Origin of the sequence: Burkholderia sp. MSMB1072, assembly GCF_001524725.1 — a bacterium.
GTDB lineage: Bacteria > Pseudomonadota > Gammaproteobacteria > Burkholderiales > Burkholderiaceae > Burkholderia.
The window spans coordinates 183,320-207,048 of the sequence record NZ_LOYC01000017.1 but is presented as its reverse complement, the minus strand read 5'-3'; the positions used below and the strand labels follow the sequence as shown (position 1 = coordinate 207,048).

Below are 23,729 nucleotides of genomic sequence, written 5' to 3'. Positions count from 1 at the left end.
GCCGCGCTCGACGTTTCGGCAGCGCGCCGCCGCGCGTCCCCCGAACCCGCCCCATCCGATTGAGCCCGTGAACTTCGACGACTACTGTCAGCAAAAGGCCGCCCCCGCAGGCTCCAGCGTCTACTACGCGCTGCGTCAGGCGCCGCTCGCCACGCAGCCGCGCCTGACCGCGCTGTTCGCGCTGCGCCGCGAACTCGAGGAAACCGTCAAGGAAACCAGCGATCCGACCGTCGGACACACGAAGCTCGCGTGGTGGCACAAGGAACTCGCGGCGCTGGCCGACGGGCAACCGTCGCACCCCGTCACGAAGGCGCTCGCGCAGCATCACCCGGCGATCGCCGCCGAGGCCGATGCGCTGCGCACGCTCGTCAACGGTTACGGGATGGATCTCGAACAGGCGCGCTACCTCGATTTCGCGAACCTGCAGCGCTATATCGCGCAGGTCGGCGGCACCTTCGCGTCGCTGGTGGCGCGCGCCAGCTCGACGCACCCGGCTGACCCGCAGCCATGGGCCGCGGACGTCGGCCGCGCGCTGATGCTCGCGCAATTCGTGCAGGAGCTCGGCAACGACGCACGCCACGGCCGCATCTATCTGCCGATCGACGAACTGCAGCGCTACAACGTGACCGCGGCCGATCTGCTGAACCGCCGCTACAGCCCTGCGTTCACCGAATTGCTGCAATTCCAGACGACCCGCGCGCGCGAAGCGCTCGCGGCTGCCGATGCGGCGATTCCCGCCGCCGAACGCCGCGCGCAGCGCACGCTGCGCGCGCAGATCGCGCTGGCCGGCGCGCTGCTCGACGAAATCGCGCGCGACGGCTACCAGGTGCTGCATCAGCGCATCGCGCTGACGCCGATCCGCAAGCTGTGGATCGCGTGGCGCGCCGCGCGCCGCCGTTGAGCGGCGCGCCTCACGCCCTCAGCAGCGGCAGCGTGTCGAAACGCTGCTGCAGCACGCGCGTTGCATCGAGCCCCCACCAGGACGCGAGCACGGTCGCGTAAAGCTGGCGGAAATCGACCGCGACCGGCAGGTTGCCGTTGCCGTCGAGCCGCCCGAGCGCGGGCGGTGCACCGTACAACCCACCCGCCACGCGACCGCCCATCACGAAATGCGGTGCGGCCGTGCCGTGATCGGTGCCGTTGCTCTGGTTCTCGCGCACGCGCCGGCCGAATTCCGCATACGTCATCACGAGCGTCTCGTTCCAGCGCCCGAGTTCGATCAGCGCCGCGCGCATCGCGCTCATCCCGTCCGCGAACTGCTTGAGCAGCGCGGCGTGCTGCCCCGGCTGGTTCTGGTGCGTGTCGAAGCCGTTGAGCGTCAGGCGCAGCACCGCGACACCGTCCTGCGCGCCGGGCCCCGACGCTTCGCACGCGGCCAGCACCTGCATCGCGGTCTTCACCGACGTGCCGAACGCACCGGCCGGAAAGGCCGTCCTGAATTCGCGCATCCCGCCGCGCGGGCGCAGCCGGTCGGCCGCCGTCACGATATCGTTCTCGACGTCGATGATGTGCGCGAGCGCCGGGTTCTGCTCGCGCAGCGACGACGGCTCGGCAAGCCGGGCCGCACGGATGAACTGCGCGGGATTGACGAGCGCGATCGCGCGCGCGCCGTTCGACAACGGCCCCATCTCGGCGCTGCCGAGCACGACGCCGTCCGCCGCGAAACCGGGCGGCACGGGCGCCTGCGCGAACGTGCGCGTGAGCCAGCCTTCGTGCAGGTACTGATCCGAGCGCGACGCGGTGTCCCAGATCTCGATCGAGCGGAAATGCGACAGGTTCGGCTGCGGATAGCCGACACCCTGCACGACCGCGACCTGCCCGTCGCGCCACAGCGGCATCAGCGGCGCGAGCGACGGATGCAGCCCCGTCTGCGCGTCGAGCTGCAGCACCTGCTCGCGCTTGATGCCGATGCCGCGCCGGAACGAGTAGTACAGCGGGTCCGCGTACGGCACCACCGTGTTGAGGCCGTCGTTGCCGCCCTTGAGCTCGACGAGGATCAGCACGTTCGCATACCCGGCCGCAGGCTTTCGGCCGGCCTGCGGCGCGGCAGCCGCCACCGCGCTCGCCTGCCACATCGACACGCCGGCCGCCGCCGCGGCGCCCGTCAGCGTCAGAAAATCACGTCGGTTCATCGCACATCCTTTGGTTCGCCGCCCGCCGCCTTGGCCGCGGCCGCCGCCCGCTTCATCGTCGTTCGCATCATTTCAGTTGATAGGCCGGATCCATCAGCAGCGCCTCGAGATACGCGCTGCCGGTCGAATCCGTGTCGATCGCCGCGACCGGCGAGAGTTGCAGCACCGCGTGCTGCAATTGCAACTCGGTGGACAATCCCGCGATCGCCTGAGGCCGCGCACGATACTGCGCGAGCCAGCGCTCGAGGTCGAAACGCAAGCCGCCGCGCGCGGGCTTGGCGGGCATGCCGCGCGGGCCGGCGGCGGACGCCGCGTCGGCCACCGGCATCGCGTGCGCGCTCGGCGACGGCGCGATCGCACGGGCCGGCGGCCGCATGCCGGCCGTCTCGGTCGCGCGGAACAACTGCTCGACGAACTGCTTGCGCGACAGCAGCGTCGTGCTGTTGATCCACAGCGCGCCGCCTGGCCAGCCCTTCACGTTCGGCGGATAGAACAGGTTCTGTCCGAGCGTGCGCACGGCGTTCGCGAGCATCTGCGGATCGCCGTACGCCACGTCGAACAGCCGCACCGAGCCGACCACGAATTCCGCCGGCGACTTGACCAGCACGCCGCGGTTGCGCGGATCCCAGAACGCGTCGGTCGACCACAGCGCGGCGAGCGCCGCGCGAATGTCGTAGCCGCTCGCGCGAAACCGCTCGGCCACCGCGTCGAGCGCGCGCGGCTCCGGCGTATCGGACACGAACTCGCGCCACAGCTTGCCGGCGATGAAGCGCGCGGTGTCCGGCCGCTTCAGCAGGATGTCGAGAAAGCCGTCGCCGTCGAACGGCCCGGTTTCGCCGAGGATCGTCTTGTCGCCGGCATCGTGCCATTCGGGCCGCACCGCGAAGCGCAGCGTGTCGGGATCGACCGTCCAGCCCGTCATCGCGCGCGCGGCCTCGGTCACGTCGTATTGCGTGTAATGCCCTTCGCCGAGCGTGAACAGCTCCATCACCTCGCGCGCGAAATTCTCGTTCGGACGGCCCTTGCGATTGCTCGCGCCGTCGAGATACTGCAGCATCGCCGGATCCTTCGCGACCGCGTGCAGCAGCGAGCCGAAGTTGCCGAGCGCCTCGCGGCGAAACAGCGCGTTCTGTGCGGCCATCGTCTGCGGGTAAGGCACCTTGTCCTGCCCGGACGTGAAATGCCCGTGCCAGAACAGCGTCATGCGTTCGGTGAGCGGCGACGGCGTCGCGACCATCTCGTTGACCCAGGCCGCACGCAACGCATCGTAGCGGCGATTGCGCTCGCGCTGCTCGTCGCGCCGCATGTCGGGCGTCAGCGCCTGGCGCTGCGCGCGTGTCGGCGGCGGCTCGGCGAGCCAGTCGGGCCACGTCGTGACGGGTTCGCGTCGTGCATTGCCGAGCGTATCGGCCACGACCTGCGCGCGCGTCATGCCGACGATGCGCGCGACTTCGGCGGGAGCGGGAGAAAAACCGGTGCGGCCGAGAAAAAACACCGCGTCGTCGGCATCGAGCGGCGACTGCATGGCAGGCGACGACGCCGGTGCGGCAGCGTTCGCTTTCATCGTCATGGACTCCCGGAACGCACCGGCGGTGCGGATGCCCGTACAACGGCATTCGGCAGCCGAAAGTTGACGGAAAAAATGCTACGAATTCTTTCCGCGCGGGGATTTCCGCGCAAGGCGAACGACGGCACGCATCAGCGCTTGTACAACTCGCGCACGGCGTCTTCGATGTGCTGGCGCAACAGGTGCCGCTCTTCGGGCGTCATGTGCCCGTCGCGACGGCGCTGTTCGAGATCGGGAGGCACGGCGGAACGAGCCGTCATATCGGCGGCGCGATCGGGCTGCGGCGCTTTGCCGCGCGGCAGCTTGCGCGACGATGCGCCCTGCTCGGGGCGCTGCGCATACGCGAGGTTCGACGCATACGGACCGGCAAGCGCGATCGTCAGCATCAGTGCAATCCGGGCAGATCGCATGACCGTCCTCGCTTCTTTGGTCGATTTGTTCCCTTCGTCACGCGGCAACCGGCTACCTCTGGTACTTGAAAAACCCTGCGGAATTCGGGTGTACAAAGATGAAAGATGGAGTGCAGGGGAGTATCTACCGAATTTCGGCTTCGAGTAAAGGAATCTCTATAGCGTGCCTTTACTCGGCGCGACACTACGGGTAAATTTTGTAACCGACTGTAACGCACGAAAATACGCGGCCGTGCGCCAATTCCCATTCGCGATAAGATGCCGATCATGGAAACGAAAAACCCCTCCAAGATTCTCGTCGTCGACGACGACCCTCGCCTGCGCGATCTGCTGCGCCGCTATCTCGGCGAACAGGGTTTCAACGTCTACGTCGCGGAAAACGCAACCGCGATGAACAAGCTCTGGGTCCGCGAGCGTTTCGACCTGCTCGTGCTCGACCTGATGCTGCCCGGCGAAGACGGCCTGTCGATCTGCCGCCGGTTGCGCGGCAGCAACGACCGCACGCCGATCATCATGCTCACCGCGAAGGGCGAGGACGTCGATCGCATCGTCGGCCTCGAGATGGGCGCCGACGATTACCTGCCGAAGCCGTTCAATCCGCGCGAACTGGTCGCGCGCATTCATGCGGTGCTGCGCCGCCAGGCGCCGGCCGAACTGCCGGGCGCACCGTCGGAAACCACCGAGGTATTCGAGTTCGGCGAATTCTCGCTGAATCTCGCCACGCGCACGCTGACCAAGTCCGGCCAGGAAATTCCGCTGACCACCGGCGAATTCTCGGTGCTGAAAGTGTTCGCGCGTCATCCGCGCCAGCCGCTGTCGCGTGAAAAGCTGATGGAGCTCGCACGCGGCCGCGAATATGAAGTGTTCGACCGCAGCCTCGACGTGCAGATCTCGCGCCTGCGCAAGCTGATCGAACCGGATCCGGGCAGCCCGCGCTTCATCCAGACCGTCTGGGGCCTCGGCTACGTGTTCATCCCGGACGGCGCTGCCTGAGCTTTTTCCTTCCCGGTTTCGCCCCGCCCACGGCCCGTCCCATGCGTATCGACCGGCGCCTTCTGCAGCTCGCGTTCGGCGGGCTGTTCTGGCGCACCTTCCTGCTGATCGCGCTGCTGATCTCGGTCAGTCTCGCCGCGTGGTTCCAGAGCTTTCGCGTGATCGAGCGCGAGCCGCGTGCGCAACGCGTCGCGCTCCAGCTCGTCGCGGTCGTGAAGCTCACGCGCACCGCCCTGCTCTATTCCGATCCCGACTTGCGGCGCGCGCTGCTGCAGGATCTCGAGAGCAACGAGGGCGTGCGCGTGTACCCGCGCGAAAAAACCGACAAGTTCAAGCTGCAGCCCGACGAATCGCTGAACCGCCTGATCGAACATGACATCCGCAGCCGCCTCGGCGACGATACCGTGATCGCGCAGTCGGTCAACGACATTCCTGGCGTGTGGATCAGCTTCAAGATCGACGACGACGATTATTGGGTCGCACTCGATCGCGACCAGCTCGACAACGTCACGGGCCTGCAGTGGGCCGGCTGGGGGCTGTTCGCGCTCGCGCTGTCGCTGTTCGGCTCCGCGTTCATCACCAGCCTCGTGAACCGGCCGTTCTCGCGGCTCGCGCTCGCCGCGCGCCAGGTCGGTTCGGGCCAGGCGCCCGAGCCGCTGCCCGAGCGCGGGATGGGCGTCGCGGCCGAGACCAACCGCAGCTTCAACCAGATGGTGCGCGACCTCGAACAGCTCGAGGCCGATCGCGCGCTGATGCTCGCGGGCATCTCGCACGACCTGCGCACGCCGCTTGCGCGGCTGCGGCTCGAAACCGAGATGAGCCCGTCCGACCAGGCGACCAAGGACGCGATGGTCGACGACATCGAACAGATGGACCGCATCATCGCGGCCTTCATCGACTACGCGCGCCCGTCGCAGCGCAAGCCCGAGCCCGTCGATCTATCGTCGGTCGCGCAGGACGTCGCCGCGCGCGTGTCGGGCGAGGACGGCGTCGAAATCCGCACGCGGCTCGCGCCGAGCGCGATCATCGAAGCCGACGAGACCGACATGCGGCGCGTGATCGGCAACCTCGTCGAGAACGCGCGCAAGTACGGCCAGAGCAAGCAGGACGGCATCTCGCGGATCACGCTCGAGACGCGCGTGTCGCATGCGCGCGTCGAGCTGTCGGTGAGCGACGAAGGCCCCGGCATTCCCGAGGATCAGTTGCCGCTCGTGATGCGGCCGTTCTATCGCGTCGACACCGCGCGCACCAAGGCGGACGGCACCGGCCTCGGCATGGCGATCGTGCTGCGGCTCGTCGGCCGCTACCGCGGCGCGCTGCGCCTGCGCAACCGCCACCCGGACGCCGGCCTCGAAGTCACGCTCGAATTCCCCGGCGCCGGCAAGGCGCGTGCGACCGCATGACACGTTCGCGCACGCATCTTGCGCGTCACACTATCGATCCGGTTGACAAAAGCTATGAAGGGCGTTAGTCAAAATCTATTGAAGCGAAACATCAATAGTGTTATAGTCCCTTTCATGCTGTCACATCATCGTTGCAGCACCGAGGTAGCTTGACTCAGTCTTCTTCCCAACTCACACAGGAGTATCCGCATGAAAACCGTGGGCGATAAACTCGAAGCTTTCACCGTCGTAGCCGCGAAGCCGGGCTTCAACAATCACGAGGAAAACGGCCAGTCGGCGTTCGAGACCGTCACCGAAGCGTCGTTCCCGGGCAAGTGGAAGATCATCTACTTCTATCCGAAGGATTTTACGTTCGTGTGCCCGACGGAAATCGTCGAGTTCGCGAAGCTCACGAAGCAGTTCGAAGAGCGCGACGCCGTCCTGCTCGGCGGCAGCTCGGACAACGAATTCGTCAAGCTCGCATGGCGCCGTGAGCACAAGGACCTCGACAAGCTGAACCACTACTCGTTCGGCGACGTCAAGGGCGAACTGATCGACCAGCTCGGCGTGCGCGACAAGGAAGCCGGCGTGGCCCTGCGTGCGACGTTCATCGTCGATCCGGACAACACGATCCAGCACGTTTCGGTGAACAACCTGAACGTCGGCCGCAGCCCGGAAGAAGTCCTGCGCATTCTGGACGGCCTGCAAACGGACGAACTGTGCCCGTGCAACCGTGCAGTCGGCGGCGCAACGCTGTAAGCGCATCGATGCACGAAGCCCGCGGCGCACGTCCTGCCTGCGGGCTTTTTTAACGGCCAACCCATAGGAGATATCAATGGAATTCATCGACTCGATTAAGGCACGTATTCCCGACTACGCGAAGGACATTCGCCTGAACCTCGACGGCACGATCTCGCGCTCGTCGCTCGAAGGCACCGACGCGGTCGGCGTGGCGCTGGCGGCGGCCATCGCGGCGAAGAGCACGGTGCTCGTCAAGACGATTCGCGAAGCCGGCGTGCTGTCGCCCGAGGAGACGAACGCCGTGCTGACGGCGGCCGCGCTGATGGGGATGAACAACACCTGGTATCCGTATGTCGAGATGGCCGACGACGCCGACCTGAAGACGCAGCGCGCCGAATTGCGGATGGGTGCGTATGCAACGCACGGTGGCGTCGACAAGCGCAAGTTCGAGATGTACGCGCTCGCCGCGTCGATCGTCGGCAAGTGCCACTTCTGCGTGAAGTCGCACTATGCGCTGCTGAAGAACGAGCAAGGGATGACCGTCACGCAGCTGCGCGACGTCGGCCGCATCGCGTCGGTGATCAACGCCGCCGCGCAGGTGATCGCCGCCGAAGGCGAATAAGCGATCCGGTCGCGCGGCCGCGAGAGCCGTGCCGGCTGCCAACGAAAATGCCATGCATTCGCGTGGCATTTTTCATTTCGGCGGTGTGGCGTGCGGCGCGAACCGCACGCCACGCCGGACGTCAGCCGCTCCGCTTCACCAGCAGCGCGGCGGCCTGCGCCTCGATACCCTCGCCGCGGCCGAGATAGCCGAGCTTCTCGTTGGTCTTCGCCTTCACGTTCACGCGCTCGAGCGGCAGCCCGAGATCGGCCGCGATGTTCGCGCGCATCCCGTCGATATGCGGCGCGAGCTTCGGCGCCTGCGCGATCACGGTGCTGTCGACGTTCTGAATCGCGAAGCCAGCCGCGTTCACGCGGGCGACGCACTCGCGCAGCAGCACGCGGCTGTCCGCGCCCTTGAACGCCGCATCCGTGTCGGAGAAATGGCGGCCGATGTCGCCGAGAGCGGCCGCGCCGAACAGCGCGTCGGTGATCGCGTGCAGCAGCACGTCCGCGTCCGAGTGGCCGAGCAGGCCGCGCGCGTACGGAATCGTCACGCCGCCGATGATGAGGGGGCGCCCTTCGACGAGCTGGTGCACGTCGTAGCCTTGTCCGATTCTGAAATCCATGCGTAATCCGGTTTGAGATGAGGGGAAAGTCAGGAAGCGTTCGCGGCGCGCGCGAGAATCGCTTCCGCGAGCGCGAAATCTTCCGGGTACGTGACCTTGAAGTTGCGCAGGCTGCCCTGCACGACGCGCGGCGTGTGGCCGGCCCATTCGATCGCGCTCGCTTCGTCGGTCAGGTCGTGCCCTTCGCGCTGCGCCTGCAGGATCGCGTCGCGCAGCATGCCGATGCGGAACATCTGCGGGGTCTGCGCCTGCCACAGCGCGTCGCGCGACTCCGTGCGCGCGATCGCGTCGCCGCCGGCCGGCACGCGCTTGAGCGTGTCCGCCACCGGCAGCGCGACGATGCCGCCGACCGGGTCGTCCTTCAGCGTCGCGACGAGCGTGCGGATCAGCGCCGGTGTGATGCCCGGGCGCGCGGCGTCGTGCACGAGCACCCAATCGTGGTCGGTCGCGCCGAATTCGGCCAGCTCCAGCAGCCCGTTGAGCACCGACGCCTGCCGCGAGCCGCCGCCGCAGCGGCGCACCGCGAAGCGCAGGCCCGCGAAGCGGCGTGCGTCGAAATGGGAATCGTCGGGCGCGAGCACGACGAGCGTCTGCGCGAACTCGCTGCACGCGTCGAACGCGGCGAGCGTGTAGTGCAGCAGCGCGCGGCCGGCCAGCGTGCGATATTGCTTCGGCACGGCCGAGCCGGAACGGCTGCCCGTGCCGGCACAGGGAATCAGGGCGAAAAGTCGGGGAGTCACGAAGGCAAACGCCGGAAAGATGAAATCGAGAAGCGGATTTTATAATAGGTCTTTCGTCTCGACCGGCGCACCGCGATGCGCCCGTGCACGCCACCCCTGTCGTCCCTATGCCAGATAACGCTTCCACCCCGTCCGCTTCACCCGTTGCCCGCGTCAAGCCCGGCCAGCGTTTCGCCTTCGACGGCGCGCACGGCTCCGCCGACGCGCTCGCCATCGCCCGTTATCTCGCCGACAACCGTCCGGACGTGCCGCTGCTCGCGGTGATCTGCGCGAACGCGGTCGACGCGCAGCGGCTGTCGCAGGAAATCCCCTACTTCTCGCCCGATGCGCGCGTGCGCCTGCTGCCCGACTGGGAAACGCTGCCGTACGACACCTTCTCGCCGCACCAGGACCTCGTGTCCGAGCGGCTCGCGACGCTGCACGACCTCGGCGAGGGCCGCTGCGACATCCTGCTCGTGCCCGCCACGACCGCGCTGTACCGGATGCCGCCGGCGTCGTTCATGGCCGCGTACACCTTCGCGTTCGCGCAGGGCGAGCGACTCGACGAGGCGAAGCTGAAGGCGCAGCTCACGCTGGCCGGCTACGAGCACGTGAGCCAGGTCGTGCGCCCCGGCGAATACTGCGTGCGCGGCTCGCTGATCGACCTGTTCCCGATGGGCTCGCCGCTGCCGTACCGGATCGACCTGTTCGACGACCAGGTCGATTCGATCCGCGCGTTCGATCCCGACACGCAGCGCAGCCTCTACCCGGTGCGCGACGTGCGCCTGCTGCCCGGCCGCGAGTTCCCGTTCGACGAAGCCGCGCGCACGGCCTTCCGCAGCCGCTGGCGCGAAACCTTCGAAGGCGACCCGAGCCGCGCGCCGATCTACAAGGACATCGGCAACGGCGTGCCGTCGGCCGGCATCGAGTATTACCTGCCACTCTTCTTCGACGAGACGGCCACGCTGTTCCACTACCTGCCGCAGGACGCGCATCTCGTGTTCGCCGGCGATCTCGACGCATCGATCCGCCGCTTCACGGCCGATACGAAGCAGCGTCACGCGTTCCTCGCGCACGATCGCGAGCGGCCGATCCTCGAGCCGCAGCGGCTGTTCCTGTCCGACGAGGATTTCTTCGCGTTCGCGAAGCCGTTCGCGCGCATCGTGCTGCCCGCGCAGCCGGCCGGCGGCTGGGCGACCGCGCTGCCCGAACTCACCGTCGACCGCCATGCCGACGATCCGCTCGCATCGCTGCGCACGTTCGTCGAATCGTCGGGCAAGCGCGTGCTGCTGACGGTCGAATCGGCCGGCCGCCGCGAAACGATCCTGCAACTGCTCGCGGAGCACCACCTGCGCCCCGCGTCGAACGACCACTTCGCGGGCTGGCTCGCGAGCGACGAACGCTTCGCGCTCGGCGTCGCGCCGCTCGCGACCGGCTTCGCGGTGCCCGCCGAAGGCTATGCGATCGTCACCGAAACCGAGCTGTACGGCGCGCTCGGCCGCCGCGCGGGCCGCCGCCGGCAGGAACAGGCGAGCAACGTCGACGCGATGGTGCGGGACCTGTCGGAACTGAAGGTCGGCGACCCGGTCGTCCACGCGCAGCACGGCATCGGCCGCTACATGGGCCTCGTGTCGATGGATCTCGGCGAAGGCGAGACCGAATTCCTGCATCTCGAATACTCGGGCGACAGCAAGCTCTACGTGCCCGTCGCGCAACTGCACGTGATCTCGCGCTACAGCGGCGCCGATCCCGACAGCGCGCCGCTGCACGCGCTCGGCTCCGGCCAGTGGGAGCGCGCGAAACGCAAGGCCGCGCAGCAGATCCGCGATACGGCCGCCGAGCTGCTGAACCTGTACGCGCGCCGCGCGGCCCGCGAAGGCCACGCGTTCTCGCTCGATCCGCGCGACTACGTGAAATTCGCGGAAAGCTTCGGCTTCGAGGAAACCCCCGACCAGGCCGCGGCGATCGCGGCCGTGATCGGCGACATGACGAGCGGCAAGCCGATGGATCGCCTCGTGTGCGGCGACGTCGGCTTCGGCAAGACCGAGGTCGCGCTGCGTGCGGCGTTCATCGCGGTGCTGGGCGGCAAGCAGGTCGCGCTGCTGTCGCCGACCACGCTGCTCGCCGAGCAGCACATGCAGACCTTCGCCGACCGCTTCGCGGACTGGCCGGTGCGGATCGTCGAGCTGTCGCGCTTCAAGACCGCGAAGGAAGTGAACGCGGCGATCGCGCAGATCAACGAAGGCAGCGTGGACATCGTGATCGGCACGCACAAGCTGCTGTCGTCGGACGTGCAGTTCAAGCGCCTCGGCCTCGTGATCATCGACGAGGAACACCGCTTCGGCGTGCGCCAGAAGGAAGCGCTGAAGGCGCTGCGCGCGGAAGTCGACGTGCTGACGCTCACCGCGACGCCGATTCCGCGCACGCTCGGGATGGCGCTCGAAGGGCTGCGCGATTTCTCGGTGATCGCGACCGCGCCGCAGAAGCGGCTCGCGATCAAGACCTTCGTGCGTCGCGAGGAAGAAAGCGTGATCCGCGAAGCGATGCTGCGCGAGCTGAAGCGCGGCGGCCAGGTGTACTTCCTGCACAACGAAGTCGAGACGATCGAGAACCGCAAGGCGATGCTCGAGGCGCTCGTGCCCGAGGCGCGCATCGTGATCGCGCACGGCCAGATGCACGAACGCGAACTCGAACGCGTGATGCGCGACTTCGTCGCGCAGCGCGCGAACGTGCTGCTGTGCACGACCATCATCGAGACCGGCATCGACGTGCCGAGCGCGAACACGATCATCATGCACCGCGCGGACAAGTTCGGCCTCGCGCAGCTTCACCAGCTGCGCGGCCGCGTCGGCCGTTCGCACCATCAGGCGTATGCGTACCTGCTGGTCCACGATCCGCAGGCGCTGACCAAGCAGGCGCAGCGCCGGCTGGAAGCGATCCAGCAGATGGAGGAACTGGGCTCGGGCTTCTATCTCGCGATGCACGACCTCGAAATCCGCGGCACCGGCGAAGTGCTCGGCGACAAGCAGTCGGGCGAAATCCACGAGATCGGCTTCCAGCTCTATACGGACATGCTGAACGACGCGGTGAAGGCGCTGAAGAACGGCAAGGAACCCGACCTCACCGCCCCGCTCGCCGCGACGACCGAAATCAACCTGCACGCGCCCGCGATCCTGCCGGCCGACTACTGCGCGGACGTACAGGAGCGGCTGTCGCTGTACAAGCGGCTCGCGAACTGCGAGCACGGCGACGCGATCGACGGCATCCAGGAGGAACTGATCGACCGCTTCGGCAAGCTGCCGCCGCAGGCGCACGCGCTCGTCGAGACGCACCGGCTGCGGATCGCCGCGAAGCCGCTCGGCATCGTGAAGATCGACGCGAGCGAGGCCGCGATCGGGCTGCAGTTCGAGCCGAATCCGCCGATCGATCCGATGCGGATCATCGAGATGGTGCAGAAGCATCGCCACATCAAGCTCGCGGGCCAGGACAAGCTGCGCATCGAGACGCGCTCGCCCGACCTCGCGATCCGCGTGTCGACGATCAAGGAAACGCTGCGCGCGCTCGGCCCGAAACAGGGGGCGGCCGTCGCGGCCCGTTGACGCGATCCCGACGGGCGCGACGTTGCTGCACCGCATCGCGCCCGACGAAGGCGGGCCGGCGCGTTTTTGAGTATGATTTCCCATTCATCAGACGGAGTTTTGCCATGTCCACTCTCGACGCGACGGCACCGTCCGCCGCAACCGAAGGCGACGCATCGCTCGTCAGCCTGCCCTGGGTCAAGCAGCTCGTGTCGATGGACACGACGAGTCGCGTGCCGAACCTCGGCCTGATCGAAACGGTACGCGACGCGCTCGCCGCGAAGGGCATCGCGTCGACGATCACGCACGATCCGCGCGAAGGCTGGGCGAACCTGTTTGCCACCGTGCCCGCGCACGACGGCTCGACCAACGGCGGCATCGTGCTGTCGGGCCACACCGACGTCGTGCCGGTCGACGGCCAGCAATGGGACAGCAACCCGTTCGCGCCGGAAATCCGCGATGGCCGCCTGTACGGCCGCGGCACCTGCGACATGAAGGGCTTCATCGGCGCGGCGCTCGCGCTGCTGCCCGAGATGCAGGCGACGAAGCTCGCGAAGCCGATCCATTTCGCGCTGTCCTACGACGAGGAAATCGGCTGTGCGGGCGCGCCGCTGATGATCGCCGATCTGGTGAAGCGTGGCGTGCAGCCGTCCGGCTGCATCGTCGGCGAGCCGACCAGCATGCGGCCGATCATCGCGCACAAGGGCATCAACGCATACCGCTGCTGCGTGCGCGGCCATGCGGCGCATTCGTCGCTGACGCCGAAGGGGCTCAACGCGATCGAGTATGCGGCGCGCCTCATCTGCCACATCCGCGACATCGCCGAGCGCTTTCGCGCCGAAGGCCCGTTCGACGAACTGTACGACGTGCCGTTCACCACCGCGCAGACGAGCACGATCCAGGGCGGCAACGCGATCAACACGGTGCCGGCCGAGTGCCGCTTCGACTTCGAATTCCGCAACCTGCCGACGCTCGATCCCGAGCAGATCTTCACGCGCATCGAAACGTATGCGCAGGAAACGCTGTTGCCGCAGATGCTTCGCGAACATCCGAACGCCGCGATCGAGTTCTCGAAGATCGCCGCGGCGCCCGGCCTCGACGCGACCGAACAGGCCGCGATCACGCAGCTCGTGCGCGCGCTGACGGCCGACCAGGACAAGCGCAAGGTCGCGTACGGCACCGAGGCCGGCCTGTTCGAACGCGCGGGCATCCCGAGCGTCGTGTGCGGCCCCGGCAACATCGAGCAGGCGCACAAGCCGAACGAATATGTCGAGCTCGCGCAGCTCGCCGGCTGCGAGCAGTTCCTGCGCAAGTTCATCCGCAGCATGTCGGTCGACGCGCACTGACTGCCTCCCGCCACGCCGGCCCGCGTGTGCGGGCCGGTCCACTCCGCCACCCGCCACGTCATGTCGACTGAACAGCAAGGCACCGCCCATACGACGATCGACGGCGAGCCGATTCCGACGCTCGACGAAATCGCCGCGCAGCATTTCGCGTTGTCGCCCTGGGTCGCGCGCACGCCCGTGTTCGAACGCGCCGACCTGCCTTCCCTCGAAGGCACGCACGTCAACTTCAAGTTCGAACTGCTGCAGGCGAGCGGCAGCTTCAAGGCGCGCGGCGCGTTCACGCACCTGCTCGCGCTCGACGAAGGCCGCAAGAACGCCGGCGTCACCTGCGTGTCGGCCGGCAATCATGCAGCGGCCGTCGCATATGCGGCGATGCGGCTCGGCAGCAGCGCGAAGGTCGTGATGTTCCATACCGCGAGCCCGACGCGCATCGCGCAATGCAAGCAGTACCGCGCGGAAGTCGTGCTGGCGGGCAGCGCGTCGCAGGCGTTCGATCTCGTGCGGCGCATCGAGGCCGAGGAAGGGCGCTTCTTCATTCATCCGTTCAACGGCTATCACACGATCCTCGGCACCGCGACGCTCGGCTACGAATGGGCGACGCAAACGCCGGACCTCGACGCGGTGATCGTGCCGATCGGCGGCGGCGGTCTCGCGGCCGGCACGGCGACCGCGCTGCGGCTCGCGAATCCGCGCGTGCACGTGTACGGCGTCGAGCCGGAAGGCGCCGATGCGATGAGCCGCAGCTTCGCGGCCAATCACACGATCAAGATGAGCGCGATGCAGACGATCGCCGATTCGCTGATGGCGCCGCATACCGAGGAATACAGCTACCAGTTGTGCCGGCGCCACCTCGAGCGCATCGTCACCGTATCCGACGACGCGCTGCGAGCCGCGATGCTGTTCCTGTTCTCGCACCTGAAACTGTCGGTCGAGCCGGCCTGCGCGGCCGCCCTCGCCGCGCTGCTCGGCCCGCTGCGCGAAACGCTGCAGGGCAAGCGCGTCGGCGTGCTGCTGTCGGGCACGAATACCGATCCCGCCACGCTCGGCATGCATCTCGCGCACGCGCAACTGCAACACTGAGCGCGCGCCGGCCAACTCAGGGTTATCCCCAGATTATGTTGACAGCCCTGTTGATAACCCGCCGGACACGCACGCAAGTGGTTGAGCATGCAGCGTTTTGCGCGCGCGAAGGTCGATCGTCACGAAATGGGCAGATGCGGCGGCTGGCTGCATGCGCGGCGGCGCTCGCGCTGCTCGCCGGTTGCGCGGCGCCGCCCTCGTCCACCTCCCGCGCGCAACCCGCGTCCTGCACGCAACCGGGCGAAAGCCGCATGCTGCAGGCCGACCTGCTGTTCGGACGCGACATTGCCGGGCGCGGCCCCGTCACCGATGCCGAACGTGCGGCATTCCTCGCCGACACGGTCACGTCGCGCTTCCCCGACGGCCTCACCTACTGGGACACGCACGGCCAGTGGCGCGACCGCTCGACCGGCGGGGTCACGCGCGAAGACAGCTTCGTGATCCGTATCATCGCCGACGATACGCCCGACACGCGTACGCGGCTCGCCGCGATCCGGCAAGCGTACGTCCGGCGATTTCACCAGCAATCGGTCGGCATGACCGTCGTGCCGGCCTGCGCGTCGTTCTGATGCACCGTCTTCCGGTGCCGGCCGCGTAAAAAAACGGGCGCCCGAAGGCGCCCGTCGCATGGGTGAAGAACGGCGTACCGCTTACTTGTTCTCGAACATGTCCATGATCTGCTGCTTCTCCTGCGGCGTGACGGGCGGCGGCGCGAGCCCTGCCGCGCCGGCCGAACCGAGTGCGTCGTTCGCGCTGATCGCGTTCTCGGCCGGGTTGATGTCGACGTTCGCGACGAAGCCGTTACCCGGCGTGCGATCGGCGTAGTACAGCTCGCCGTCGATCGTGGTCAGGCCGTCCGGCATCGGCATCTGCTGCTCGGGCACGCCGTTCAGCGCGGTGCGCATGTAGTTCACCCAGATCGGCAACGCGAGCTGCGCGCCGAATTCGCGGCTACCGAGGCTCTTCGGCTGGTCGAAGCCCATCCACGCAACCGCGACGAGCGACTGCTGATAGCCGGCGAACCAGCCGTCCTTCGCGTCGTTCGTGGTACCCGTCTTGCCCTGCAGGTCGTTGCGGCCCAGCGCGTTGGTACCCGCGCCCGTGCCGGCCGTCGCGACCGAATGCAGCAGGCTGTTCATCACGTACGCGTTGCGGCCTTCGATCGTGCGCGGCGCCGTACCGCCCGCGACCACCGGCTGCGACTTCTGCAACGGCTGGCCGCGCGCGTCGTCGACTTCGGCGATCAGGTACGGATCGACCTTGTAACCGCCGTTCGCGAACACCGCGTAGCCGGTCGCGAGCTGCAGCGGCGTCACGAGGCCCGCGCCGAGCGCCATCGGCAGGTAAGGCGGCGTCTTCGCCGGATCGAAGCCGAAGCGCTGCGTCACGTACTGCTGCGCATACTGCGTGCCGATCGACGCGAGGATCCGGATCGACACCAGGTTCTTCGAACGCTGCAGGCCGGTGCGCATCGTCATCGGGCCGTCGGGCTGGTCGTCGTCCTTCGGCTCCCATGCGGTGCCGCCCGGCACGCTCGGCGGGAAGTACAGCGGCGCGTCGTTGATCATCGTCGCCGGCCCGAGCCCCTTGTCCAGCGACGCCGAATAGATGAACGGCTTGAACGACGAGCCCGGCTGCCGCCATGCCTGCGTCACGTGGTTGAACTTGCTCTTGTTGAAGTCGAAGCCGCCGACGAGCGAGCGGATCGCGCCGTCCTGCGGCGCGATCGCGACGAGCGCGCCTTCGACCTGCGGCAACTGCACGACCTGCCAGCCCGTCTTGCCGTCCTTCAGCACGCGCACGACCGAGCCCGGCTTGATGCGCAGCGTGTTGTTCGCGCGGGCCCCGAGCGCGGCCGCTACGAAGCGCAGCCCGGCCGGTCCGATCGTCGTGGTCGCTCCGCCGACGAACTGCACCTCGACCGCGTTCGGCGAGGCGGACAGCACGACCGCCGACTGCAGGTCGCCGTTGTCCGGGTGATCGGCGAGCGCGTCGTCGATCGCCTCGTCGCGCTCGTCGCCGGCCGGCGGCAGATTGATCGACGCTTCGGGGCCGCGATAGCCGTGACGGCGCTCGTAGTCGAGAATGCCGCGGCGCACGGCCTGATACGCGGCCTCCTGGTCGGCCGAGTTGATCGTCGTCGTGACGGTCAGCCCGCGCGTGTAGGTTTCGTCCTTGTATTGCTCGTACATCATCTGCCGCACCATCTCGGCGACGTACTCGCCGTGCACCGCGTACTGGTTGCCCGGCGTGCGCACGTGGATCTCTTCCTTGATCGCTTCGTCGTACTGCGGTTGCGTGATGTAGCCGATGTCGAGCATACGCTTCAGGATGTATTCCTGACGCACCTTCGCGCGCTTCGGATTGACGACCGGGTTGTACGCGGACGGCGCCTTCGGCAGCCCCGCGAGCATCGCCGCTTCCGCGAGCGTGATGTCCTTCAGGTCCTTGCCGAAGTACACGCGCGCCGCGGCCGCGAAGCCGTACGAACGCTGACCGAGATAGATCTGGTTCATGTACAGCTCGAGAATCTGGTCCTTCGTCAGTGCCTTTTCGATCTTGTACGCGAGCAGCATTTCGTAGATCTTGCGCGTATAAGTCTTCTCGCTCGACAGGAAGAAGTTGCGCGCGACCTGCATCGTGATCGTGCTGGCGCCCTGGCGCGCGCCGCCGTGCATCAGGTCGGCCACGCCCGCGCGCAGGATGCCGAGGAAGTCAACGCCGCCGTGCTCGTAGAAGCGGTAGTCCTCGATCGCGAGCACGGCCTTCTTCATCACGTCAGGAATGTCCTGGAAGCGCACGAGGCTGCGGCGCTCCTCGCCGAACTCGCCGATCAGCACGTGATCGGCGGTGAACACGCGCAGCGGCACCTTCGGCTGGTAGTTGGTCAGCGCATCGAGCGACGGCAGTTGCGGCGCCATCACGACCAGCGCGTAGCCGACGATCAGCGCGCCGACGACCGCCAGTGTCGCGAACAGGCCGACGAACCACAGCGCGACGCGCGAACCGAACGTGCGGCGGCGCCCTGCGCCACCTCCGCTGCGCTGCTGCGCGCGGCGGCCGTCGTCGCGATCGTCGTCATCGGGGTAATAGGCTCCGGACGGCGAACGGCGCAGCGTGTAGTGGGGTTCGTTCCTGTCGGAAGAAGATGGCGGTCGTTTGATAATTGGCATGTCGGAATGGCGGGCGTACATCGCGCCCTCGGACGCATGCGGAAATGCAAGCGGATGAATCAGAGTGGGTGCATCGAGATGCGGCTGTCACGTCGACAGACCCCGCCGCGCGGCGATCCGTTCCCGCGACGTGACAGCGCATTTTAATGAAATCGACCGGGGGCCTTCGCGATTTTTTGTAAAAATTCCCGCAATGCCGTGATTTCCGGAACGTATTGTCGGCATCCTCGGCCTATGATGGACACGCAATGCGGCATGCGCGGGCGATTTTCTTTCAGTTGCGAAAGGTTTGGCGTCCCGATGCGCGAGCCGCTTGAACTCGCGCGTTTAAGCCGTATTTAAGTGAACCGGTGGTGTAATATCCGCCGGCTCACGCGGGCCCGAACCGGCTCGCCGCGGGCACTGCCGCGGTCGCGCGGCGCCTTTCAACCACGGAGGATTTCATGTCGCTTTTCGACTCTATTTCGCGCACGATCAAAGGTCTGCTGAACGATGCGGCCGATTCGGTACAGGATCCGTCGCGCGATGCACGGCAGATCGTGCGGGAGCTCGACGACAGCATCGGCCGTGCCGAGAATTCGCTGATCGAGATCGAGGCACAGGTCGCGACCCAACGCAGCAAGCGCGATGCGGCCGACGACAAGGTGAAGAAGTACGAGGACGGCGCGAAGCGTGCATTGCAGAGCGGCGACGAAGCGCTCGCCCGCGAGGCGCTCGCCGCCCAGTCGAATGCGGAAGCCGAGCGCGATGCGCTCGCGGCGGAGCTGACGACGCTCGAGCCGTCGGTCGAGAAGCTGAAGGGGCAGATCGCCGACATGCGTCAGCGCCGCAACGACCTGAATGCGCGCTCGAACATCCTGCAGGCCAAGCAGGAAATCGCGCAGGCGAAGGACGTGGCCGCCAGCGCGCTGGGCGGTATCGGCGGCAAGAACCTGTCCGAGGACTTCCAGAAGCTCGAGGACAAGGTCGCACTGCAGAACGCACGCTCGGATGCACGCCTCAATTCGGCCGACACGTCGAGCGGCAAGGCGCTCGACGACAAGCTCGCTGCGTTGAACAAGGGCCCGTCGGTCGAGGATCGCCTCGCCGCGCTGAAGAAGCAGCTCGATACGCCCGCGCAGTAACCGCCGCGCGGGCAACCGCGCCGCGCCCCGGCACGGGTGCGCGGCGCGCACCGATCGTCAGGAGACGGGCGCCTGCGCCCGGTTCGACCATGAAGAAATCCCTCGCCGCACTCGGCCTGTCGCTGATGTTGCTGTCGTCCGCCGCGTTTGCGGTCCCGTCGTTGCAGCAGGTCGAGCAATCGATCGCGCAGCGCGACTGGCAACGCGCCGACACGCAGCTGTCGCAAGTCATCGACGCCCATCCGAACAACGCGCACGCGCGCTACCTGTATGCGCAGGTGCTGGACCGCGAAGGCCGCGCATCCGACGCGCTCGCGCAACTGCAGCGCGCGAAATCGCTCGATCCGCAGTTGCGCTTCACCGACGCGTCGCGTTTCGCGCAGACGGAGTCGCGCATTCGCGCCGACGCCGCGCGCGTGAGCGGCAACACGCCGTCGGCCACGCAGGCCGGCACGCTGCAGCCGGGGCTCGCCCCCGCCGTCGCACCGGCCGACAAGCACGGCCCGTCGACCGGCATGTGGATCGGCCTCGGGCTGATCGTCGCCGTGATCGCGCTGGTGCTGCGCTGGACGCTGCGGCGCGCACGCACGGCCGACAACGGCCGCGCCGACGACGAACGCCGCACGCAGCTCAAGCGCGCGACCGACGTGCTGAACGACATCCGGCCGCTGAAGCTCGATGCGAAACTGTCGACGGCGCCCGGCGCCGCGGCGCTGACCGGCGAACTCGAAGCGATCGAGAACGACGCGCGCACGCTCGTCGAAACGCTGTCGAACGGCAAGAATCCGGTGCCGCCGTATCGCGTCGACGAACTCGAACAGCGTCACGCCAGCGTGAAGGCGCGCGTCGAAGGCCGCCCCGACCCGGCCGCGCAACCCGCGGCGCCGACGAACGGCAGCGGTTCCGTGTACGCGCAAGAAGCCGACCGTATGACGGGCGCCCAGGGCCAGCCGTATCAGCAACAGCCCTACCCGCCGCAGCAACCGTATCCGCAACAGCAGCCGCCCGTCGTGATCCAGCAAGGCGGCGGTTTCGGCGGTGGAATGGGCGGGCTGCTGACCGGCGTGCTGCTCGGCGAAGCGATGTCCGGCGGCCGCGATCGCGTGGTCGAACGCGACGTGATCGTCGACGGCGAGCACCGCCGGCACGAATCCGACCCGGGCTTCGATCTCGGCCGCGGCGACGATTCGAACTGGAGCGACGGCAGCGGCGGCGGGATGGACCTCGGCAGCAACGACGACGGCTGGACCGACGACAACACCTGAGCACCCGCGCACCGGGCGTCGACTCGCGTGTCGACACCCGGCACGCACGCTAGGCCCCGCTGCATGACCGGCCGCGCCGACCCGCGGATTTGTCAATCATTTCAAGATGGACTACCGGCAATGGGGCACGTTCGCTATCATGCGGCCATCGGCGTGCCACCGACCCTCATTCGACGCAAAGCAATCCAGCGCGTCGCGGCACGCCTCCCTCGCCCCCAACCAGGAGAAAGCCGCTCATGAGCATCATCAAGGAATTCAAGGAGTTCGCCGTCAAGGGCAACGTGATGGATCTCGCCGTCGGCGTGATCATCGGCGGCGCGTTCTCGAAGATCGTCGACTCGGTCGTGAAGGACCTCATCATGCCGGTCATCGGCGTGCTGACCGGCGGCCTGGATTTCTCGAACAAGTTCGTTCTGCTCGGCACCATCCCGCCGTCGTTCAAGGGTAATCCCGATTCGTTCAAGGACCTGCAGGCCGCGGGCGTCGCCGCATTCGGCTACGGCTCGTTCATTACCGTGGCGATCAATTTCGTGATCCTTGCGTTCATCATTTTCCTGATGGTGAAATTCATCAACAAGCTGCGCAAGCCGGAAGAAGCCGCGCCGGCCGAGACGCCGGAAGACACCGTGCTGCTGCGCGAGATCCGCGATTCGCTCAAGCAGCGCTGATCGCCGCACTGCGCCAGCCAGGCCCGCCTCGTGCGGGCCTTTTTATTGCGCACGCGATGCACCGCCGCATGCGGCCTATCTCATTTTTTTGTGACGAGCGAATGCACGCGCGGGAAAAGCAGGTCTATGATGGAGACTAAACGACAGTACGGGCGCCAAGACGCTGGCTGTGTCGATCATGGCGAGCAGGTCGACGGGAGACATTGATCGTCGTACTGCACGAATGCAGCATTTTCGTGTGCTATAAAGGATCGACATGCGGCGTACATAGCCGGGAGTGGGTCGCATGAAAGTGCCGCATTTCTTGCAATTGTTTTTGAGGCGAGTGTTTATGTCCTTCCCGAAAAAACGTCGGCGTGCGCCGCAGGATGGCCAGGAGTCGTTCCTCGCGGTCTTGCGCCACTCGAAACCGTTTGCCCAGCTCGACACCAAGATTGCCCGCGCCCGCGCGCAGGACGAGCCCGTCCTCTATGCGCACGTGCTGCCCGGCCTCGACGTGCTCCTGTGCAGCGTACGCGGCGCGCAGCCGCCCTATCCGGCCATCGCCGAACTGCGCAAGCGCTGCATCGAATCGATCGCCAACGCGCTCGAGCAGCCGCTCGACGGCCTCGAGAACGGCGGATACTGGTACGAAGCGAACGGCTTCGGCTTCCTCGTCTTTGCAAGCCGTGCGCGTGCGCGCATCCTGCCCGAGTTTGGTGCAGGCACGAAAGCCAGCCTGCGTGGCGGCCTCGGCCGCCAGAACGCGGGCGACACGACACCCCGCTCGCTCGGCTGAGCCGCCAGTCATTCGATGGGCCGCCTCCGGGCGGCCCATTTGCCATTCACGCGCCCCGCTTGCCTTTCACGACGCCTGCCGGCGACCGTTGTTCGGACGCACGATGTCGATGAACGCGGCGAAATCGGCGCCGGCGAGCCCCTGCGCGGCGCCGAGCCTCAGCACCTGCTGCACGGTGGCCGACACGGGCATCACCGCACCCGTGTCGCGCGCGGCGTCCGCGATGGCATCGACATCCTTCTGAAACGTACTCAGCGCGCCGATCGGAGGATGGCCGCCCGACGTCATGCGCGGCACGAACGTCTGAAGCAGCACCGAATCGGCCCAGCCGCCGGCCAGCGCCTCGGCCAGACGCGCGGCGTCGATGCCGCTCGCCTGCGCCAGGCCGACCGCCTCGGCGATCGCGGTGACCGTCGCGGTGACGATCGCCTGGTTGCACAGCTTCGCCGTCTGGCCCGCGCCGGCGTCGCCCATGTGCGTGATGCGCGACGCATACGTATCGATCAGCGGGCGCACCGCATCGAGATCGGCCGCGCGGCCGCCGGCCATCACCGCGAGCGTGCCGGCCTGCGCGCCCGGCACGCCGCCGGACACCGGCGCATCGACCCAGCCGACCCCGAGCGCGGCCGCACGCGCCGCGTAGTCGCGCGTGGCGGCCGGCGGAATGCTCGAATGATCGACGATGCGCTGCAGGCGGCGCGTGCTCGCGTCCCCGGAAAGCAGCCCGTGCTCGCCGAACACGACGTCGCCGACCGCCCGGCCGTCGAGCACGCACACGAATACCGTATCGACGCGTTCGGCCAGCTCGCGCGGCGTGCCGACCACCTGCGCGCCGTCCTTCACCAGCGCGTCGGCCTTGTCGCGCGAGCGATTCCACACGCCGACGCGATGCCCGGCCGCCAGCAGATGCCGAATCATCGGCGCGCCCATCAATCCCGGTCCGCAAAATCCGACTTCCACGATGTTCCTCGTCTCCGATATGGGTTGCACTTGCCGCCCATCATACCTATCACTCAAGAAGCCGGGCACGCATGGGACCGTTGCGGAACCGTAGCGGAACCGTAGCGGAACCGTAGCGGGACCGCTTCGGGACCGCGCCTTGCACCGGCCCGCCATACGAACGTCCCAGGGAGCGCATCATGAGCGACCACGTATACAAGATGATCGAGCTGACCGGTTCGTCGCGGCAATCGAGCGACGACGCGATCCGCAACGCGATCTCGAAAGCCGGCAAGACGTTGCACAACCTGCACTGGTTCCAGGTGACCGAAACGCGCGGCCACATCGAAGGCGACCAGGTCGTGCACTGGCAGGTCACGCTGAAGGTCGGCATGCGCCTCGACGACTGACGCACCCGCCGCCTCCCCACGCCGCGCTTCGGATCCGCGCAATCCGGATCCGCGCGGCGCCGCGCGCCCCGCGTTCCACCCCGTTCAGGTCCGTCGTCGCGGCCTGGCCGGCGGGCATCCGCGGGTATCCATCTCTTGACGCTGATTTTCGTTCATATTAAAAACGATATACCCGACCACCCCCTCGATCAGCCC

Annotated in this window: 21 protein-coding genes; 14 read left to right on the top strand and 7 right to left on the bottom strand. The window is 67.3% G+C overall.

Translation table 11 applies throughout. From position 1 onward, the window contains the following. The first annotated feature begins 67 nt into the window (after nt 1–67). Nucleotides 68–901: a presqualene diphosphate synthase HpnD gene (hpnD, locus tag WS89_RS09535; RefSeq protein WP_059790633.1), complete on the top strand. Its 834-nt coding sequence runs from the start codon at nt 68–70 to the stop codon at nt 899–901. Nucleotides 902–911: 10 nt separating this feature from the next. On the opposite strand, the gene WS89_RS09530 is transcribed toward hpnD, so the two are convergent. From WS89_RS09530 to WS89_RS09520, 3 genes are all read right to left on the bottom strand, one after another. Beyond that, on the bottom strand, nt 912–2,132 hold the full coding sequence (locus WS89_RS09530) for a DUF1501 domain-containing protein (RefSeq protein WP_059790630.1): 1,221 nt from the start codon (nt 2,130–2,132) through the stop codon (nt 912–914). A 67-nt stretch (nt 2,133–2,199) separates the two neighbouring features. Beyond that, nucleotides 2,200–3,696, bottom strand: coding sequence for a DUF1800 domain-containing protein (locus WS89_RS09525; RefSeq protein ID WP_059790792.1), 1,497 nt, complete (start codon nt 3,694–3,696; stop codon nt 2,200–2,202). 134 nt (nt 3,697–3,830) lie between these two features. Further along, complete coding sequence (locus tag WS89_RS09520; RefSeq protein WP_034207558.1) at nt 3,831–4,109, bottom strand: hypothetical protein; 279 nt, start codon at nt 4,107–4,109, stop codon at nt 3,831–3,833. A gap of 258 nt (nt 4,110–4,367) precedes the next feature. On the opposite strand from WS89_RS09520, the gene ompR reads away from it, so the two are divergent. The 4 genes from ompR (at nt 4,368) to WS89_RS09500 (ending at nt 7,847) form a co-directional block, all read left to right on the top strand. After that, on the top strand, nt 4,368–5,102 hold the full coding sequence (gene ompR, locus WS89_RS09515; RefSeq protein WP_006478565.1) for an osmolarity response regulator transcription factor OmpR: 735 nt from the start codon (nt 4,368–4,370) through the stop codon (nt 5,100–5,102). A 41-nt stretch (nt 5,103–5,143) separates the two neighbouring features. Beyond that, nucleotides 5,144–6,505 (top strand): ATP-binding protein, encoded by a 1,362-nt coding sequence (locus WS89_RS09510; RefSeq protein WP_059505991.1) that lies wholly within the window; start codon nt 5,144–5,146, stop codon nt 6,503–6,505. A gap of 189 nt (nt 6,506–6,694) precedes the next feature. After that, nucleotides 6,695–7,243: a peroxiredoxin gene (locus tag WS89_RS09505; protein WP_006478563.1), complete on the top strand. Its 549-nt coding sequence runs from the start codon at nt 6,695–6,697 to the stop codon at nt 7,241–7,243. 76 nt (nt 7,244–7,319) lie between these two features. Next, nucleotides 7,320–7,847, top strand: coding sequence for a carboxymuconolactone decarboxylase family protein (locus WS89_RS09500; RefSeq protein ID WP_006478562.1), 528 nt, complete (start codon nt 7,320–7,322; stop codon nt 7,845–7,847). Between the two features lie 121 nt (nt 7,848–7,968). On the opposite strand, the gene ispF is transcribed toward WS89_RS09500, so the two are convergent. Both ispF and ispD read right to left on the bottom strand, forming a co-directional pair. Continuing rightward, on the bottom strand, nt 7,969–8,454 hold the full coding sequence (gene ispF / locus WS89_RS09495) for a 2-C-methyl-D-erythritol 2,4-cyclodiphosphate synthase (protein ID WP_059790628.1): 486 nt from the start codon (nt 8,452–8,454) through the stop codon (nt 7,969–7,971). Between the two features lie 29 nt (nt 8,455–8,483). Continuing rightward, entirely contained in the window at nt 8,484–9,194 is a 711-nt protein-coding gene (gene ispD, locus WS89_RS09490; protein ID WP_059505987.1) for a 2-C-methyl-D-erythritol 4-phosphate cytidylyltransferase, read from the bottom strand. Nucleotides 9,195–9,301: 107 nt separating this feature from the next. Between ispD and mfd the strand changes: the two genes are divergently transcribed. From mfd to WS89_RS09470, 4 genes are all read left to right on the top strand, one after another. After that, nucleotides 9,302–12,772: a transcription-repair coupling factor gene (gene mfd, locus WS89_RS09485; protein ID WP_059790626.1), complete on the top strand. Its 3,471-nt coding sequence runs from the start codon at nt 9,302–9,304 to the stop codon at nt 12,770–12,772. 104 nt (nt 12,773–12,876) lie between these two features. After that, a complete protein-coding gene (argE, locus tag WS89_RS09480; RefSeq protein ID WP_059505983.1) occupies nt 12,877–14,097 on the top strand; it encodes an acetylornithine deacetylase in 1,221 nt (406 codons plus the stop codon). A gap of 60 nt (nt 14,098–14,157) precedes the next feature. Continuing rightward, nucleotides 14,158–15,177 carry a threonine/serine dehydratase gene (locus tag WS89_RS09475; protein WP_059505980.1) on the top strand — a complete coding sequence of 340 codons (1,020 nt, stop codon included), beginning with the start codon at nt 14,158–14,160 and terminating at the stop codon, nt 15,175–15,177. Nucleotides 15,178–15,311: 134 nt separating this feature from the next. Continuing rightward, nucleotides 15,312–15,746, top strand: coding sequence for a DUF3574 domain-containing protein (locus WS89_RS09470; protein WP_059790623.1), 435 nt, complete (start codon nt 15,312–15,314; stop codon nt 15,744–15,746). 81 nt (nt 15,747–15,827) lie between these two features. Here the strand turns inward: WS89_RS09470 and WS89_RS09465 are convergent, their stop codons facing one another. Next, nucleotides 15,828–18,350: a penicillin-binding protein 1A gene (locus tag WS89_RS09465; RefSeq protein WP_059506105.1), complete on the bottom strand. Its 2,523-nt coding sequence runs from the start codon at nt 18,348–18,350 to the stop codon at nt 15,828–15,830. Between the two features lie 443 nt (nt 18,351–18,793). On the opposite strand from WS89_RS09465, the gene WS89_RS09460 reads away from it, so the two are divergent. The 4 genes from WS89_RS09460 to WS89_RS09445 all read left to right on the top strand — a co-directional run bounded on the left by WS89_RS09460 (nt 18,794) and on the right by WS89_RS09445 (nt 22,185). Then, nucleotides 18,794–19,474 carry a PspA/IM30 family protein gene (locus WS89_RS09460; protein WP_059505976.1) on the top strand — a complete coding sequence of 227 codons (681 nt, stop codon included), beginning with the start codon at nt 18,794–18,796 and terminating at the stop codon, nt 19,472–19,474. Nucleotides 19,475–19,563: 89 nt separating this feature from the next. Further along, nucleotides 19,564–20,739, top strand: coding sequence for a tetratricopeptide repeat protein (locus tag WS89_RS09455; RefSeq protein ID WP_059790621.1), 1,176 nt, complete (start codon nt 19,564–19,566; stop codon nt 20,737–20,739). Nucleotides 20,740–20,975: 236 nt separating this feature from the next. Further along, entirely contained in the window at nt 20,976–21,407 is a 432-nt protein-coding gene (gene mscL, locus WS89_RS09450; RefSeq protein ID WP_059505972.1) for a large conductance mechanosensitive channel protein MscL, read from the top strand. A gap of 331 nt (nt 21,408–21,738) precedes the next feature. Further along, a complete protein-coding gene (locus tag WS89_RS09445) occupies nt 21,739–22,185 on the top strand; it encodes a hypothetical protein (RefSeq protein WP_006488003.1) in 447 nt (148 codons plus the stop codon). 66 nt (nt 22,186–22,251) lie between these two features. Here WS89_RS09445 and WS89_RS09440 read toward each other — a convergent pair whose 3' ends face one another. After that, nucleotides 22,252–23,145: an NAD(P)-dependent oxidoreductase gene (locus WS89_RS09440; protein ID WP_059790619.1), complete on the bottom strand. Its 894-nt coding sequence runs from the start codon at nt 23,143–23,145 to the stop codon at nt 22,252–22,254. Between the two features lie 179 nt (nt 23,146–23,324). Between WS89_RS09440 and WS89_RS09435 the strand changes: the two genes are divergently transcribed. Then, nucleotides 23,325–23,534, top strand: a complete 210-nt coding sequence (locus WS89_RS09435; protein ID WP_059505968.1) for a dodecin — start codon at nt 23,325–23,327, stop codon at nt 23,532–23,534. The last annotated feature ends 195 nt before the right edge of the window (nt 23,535–23,729 follow it).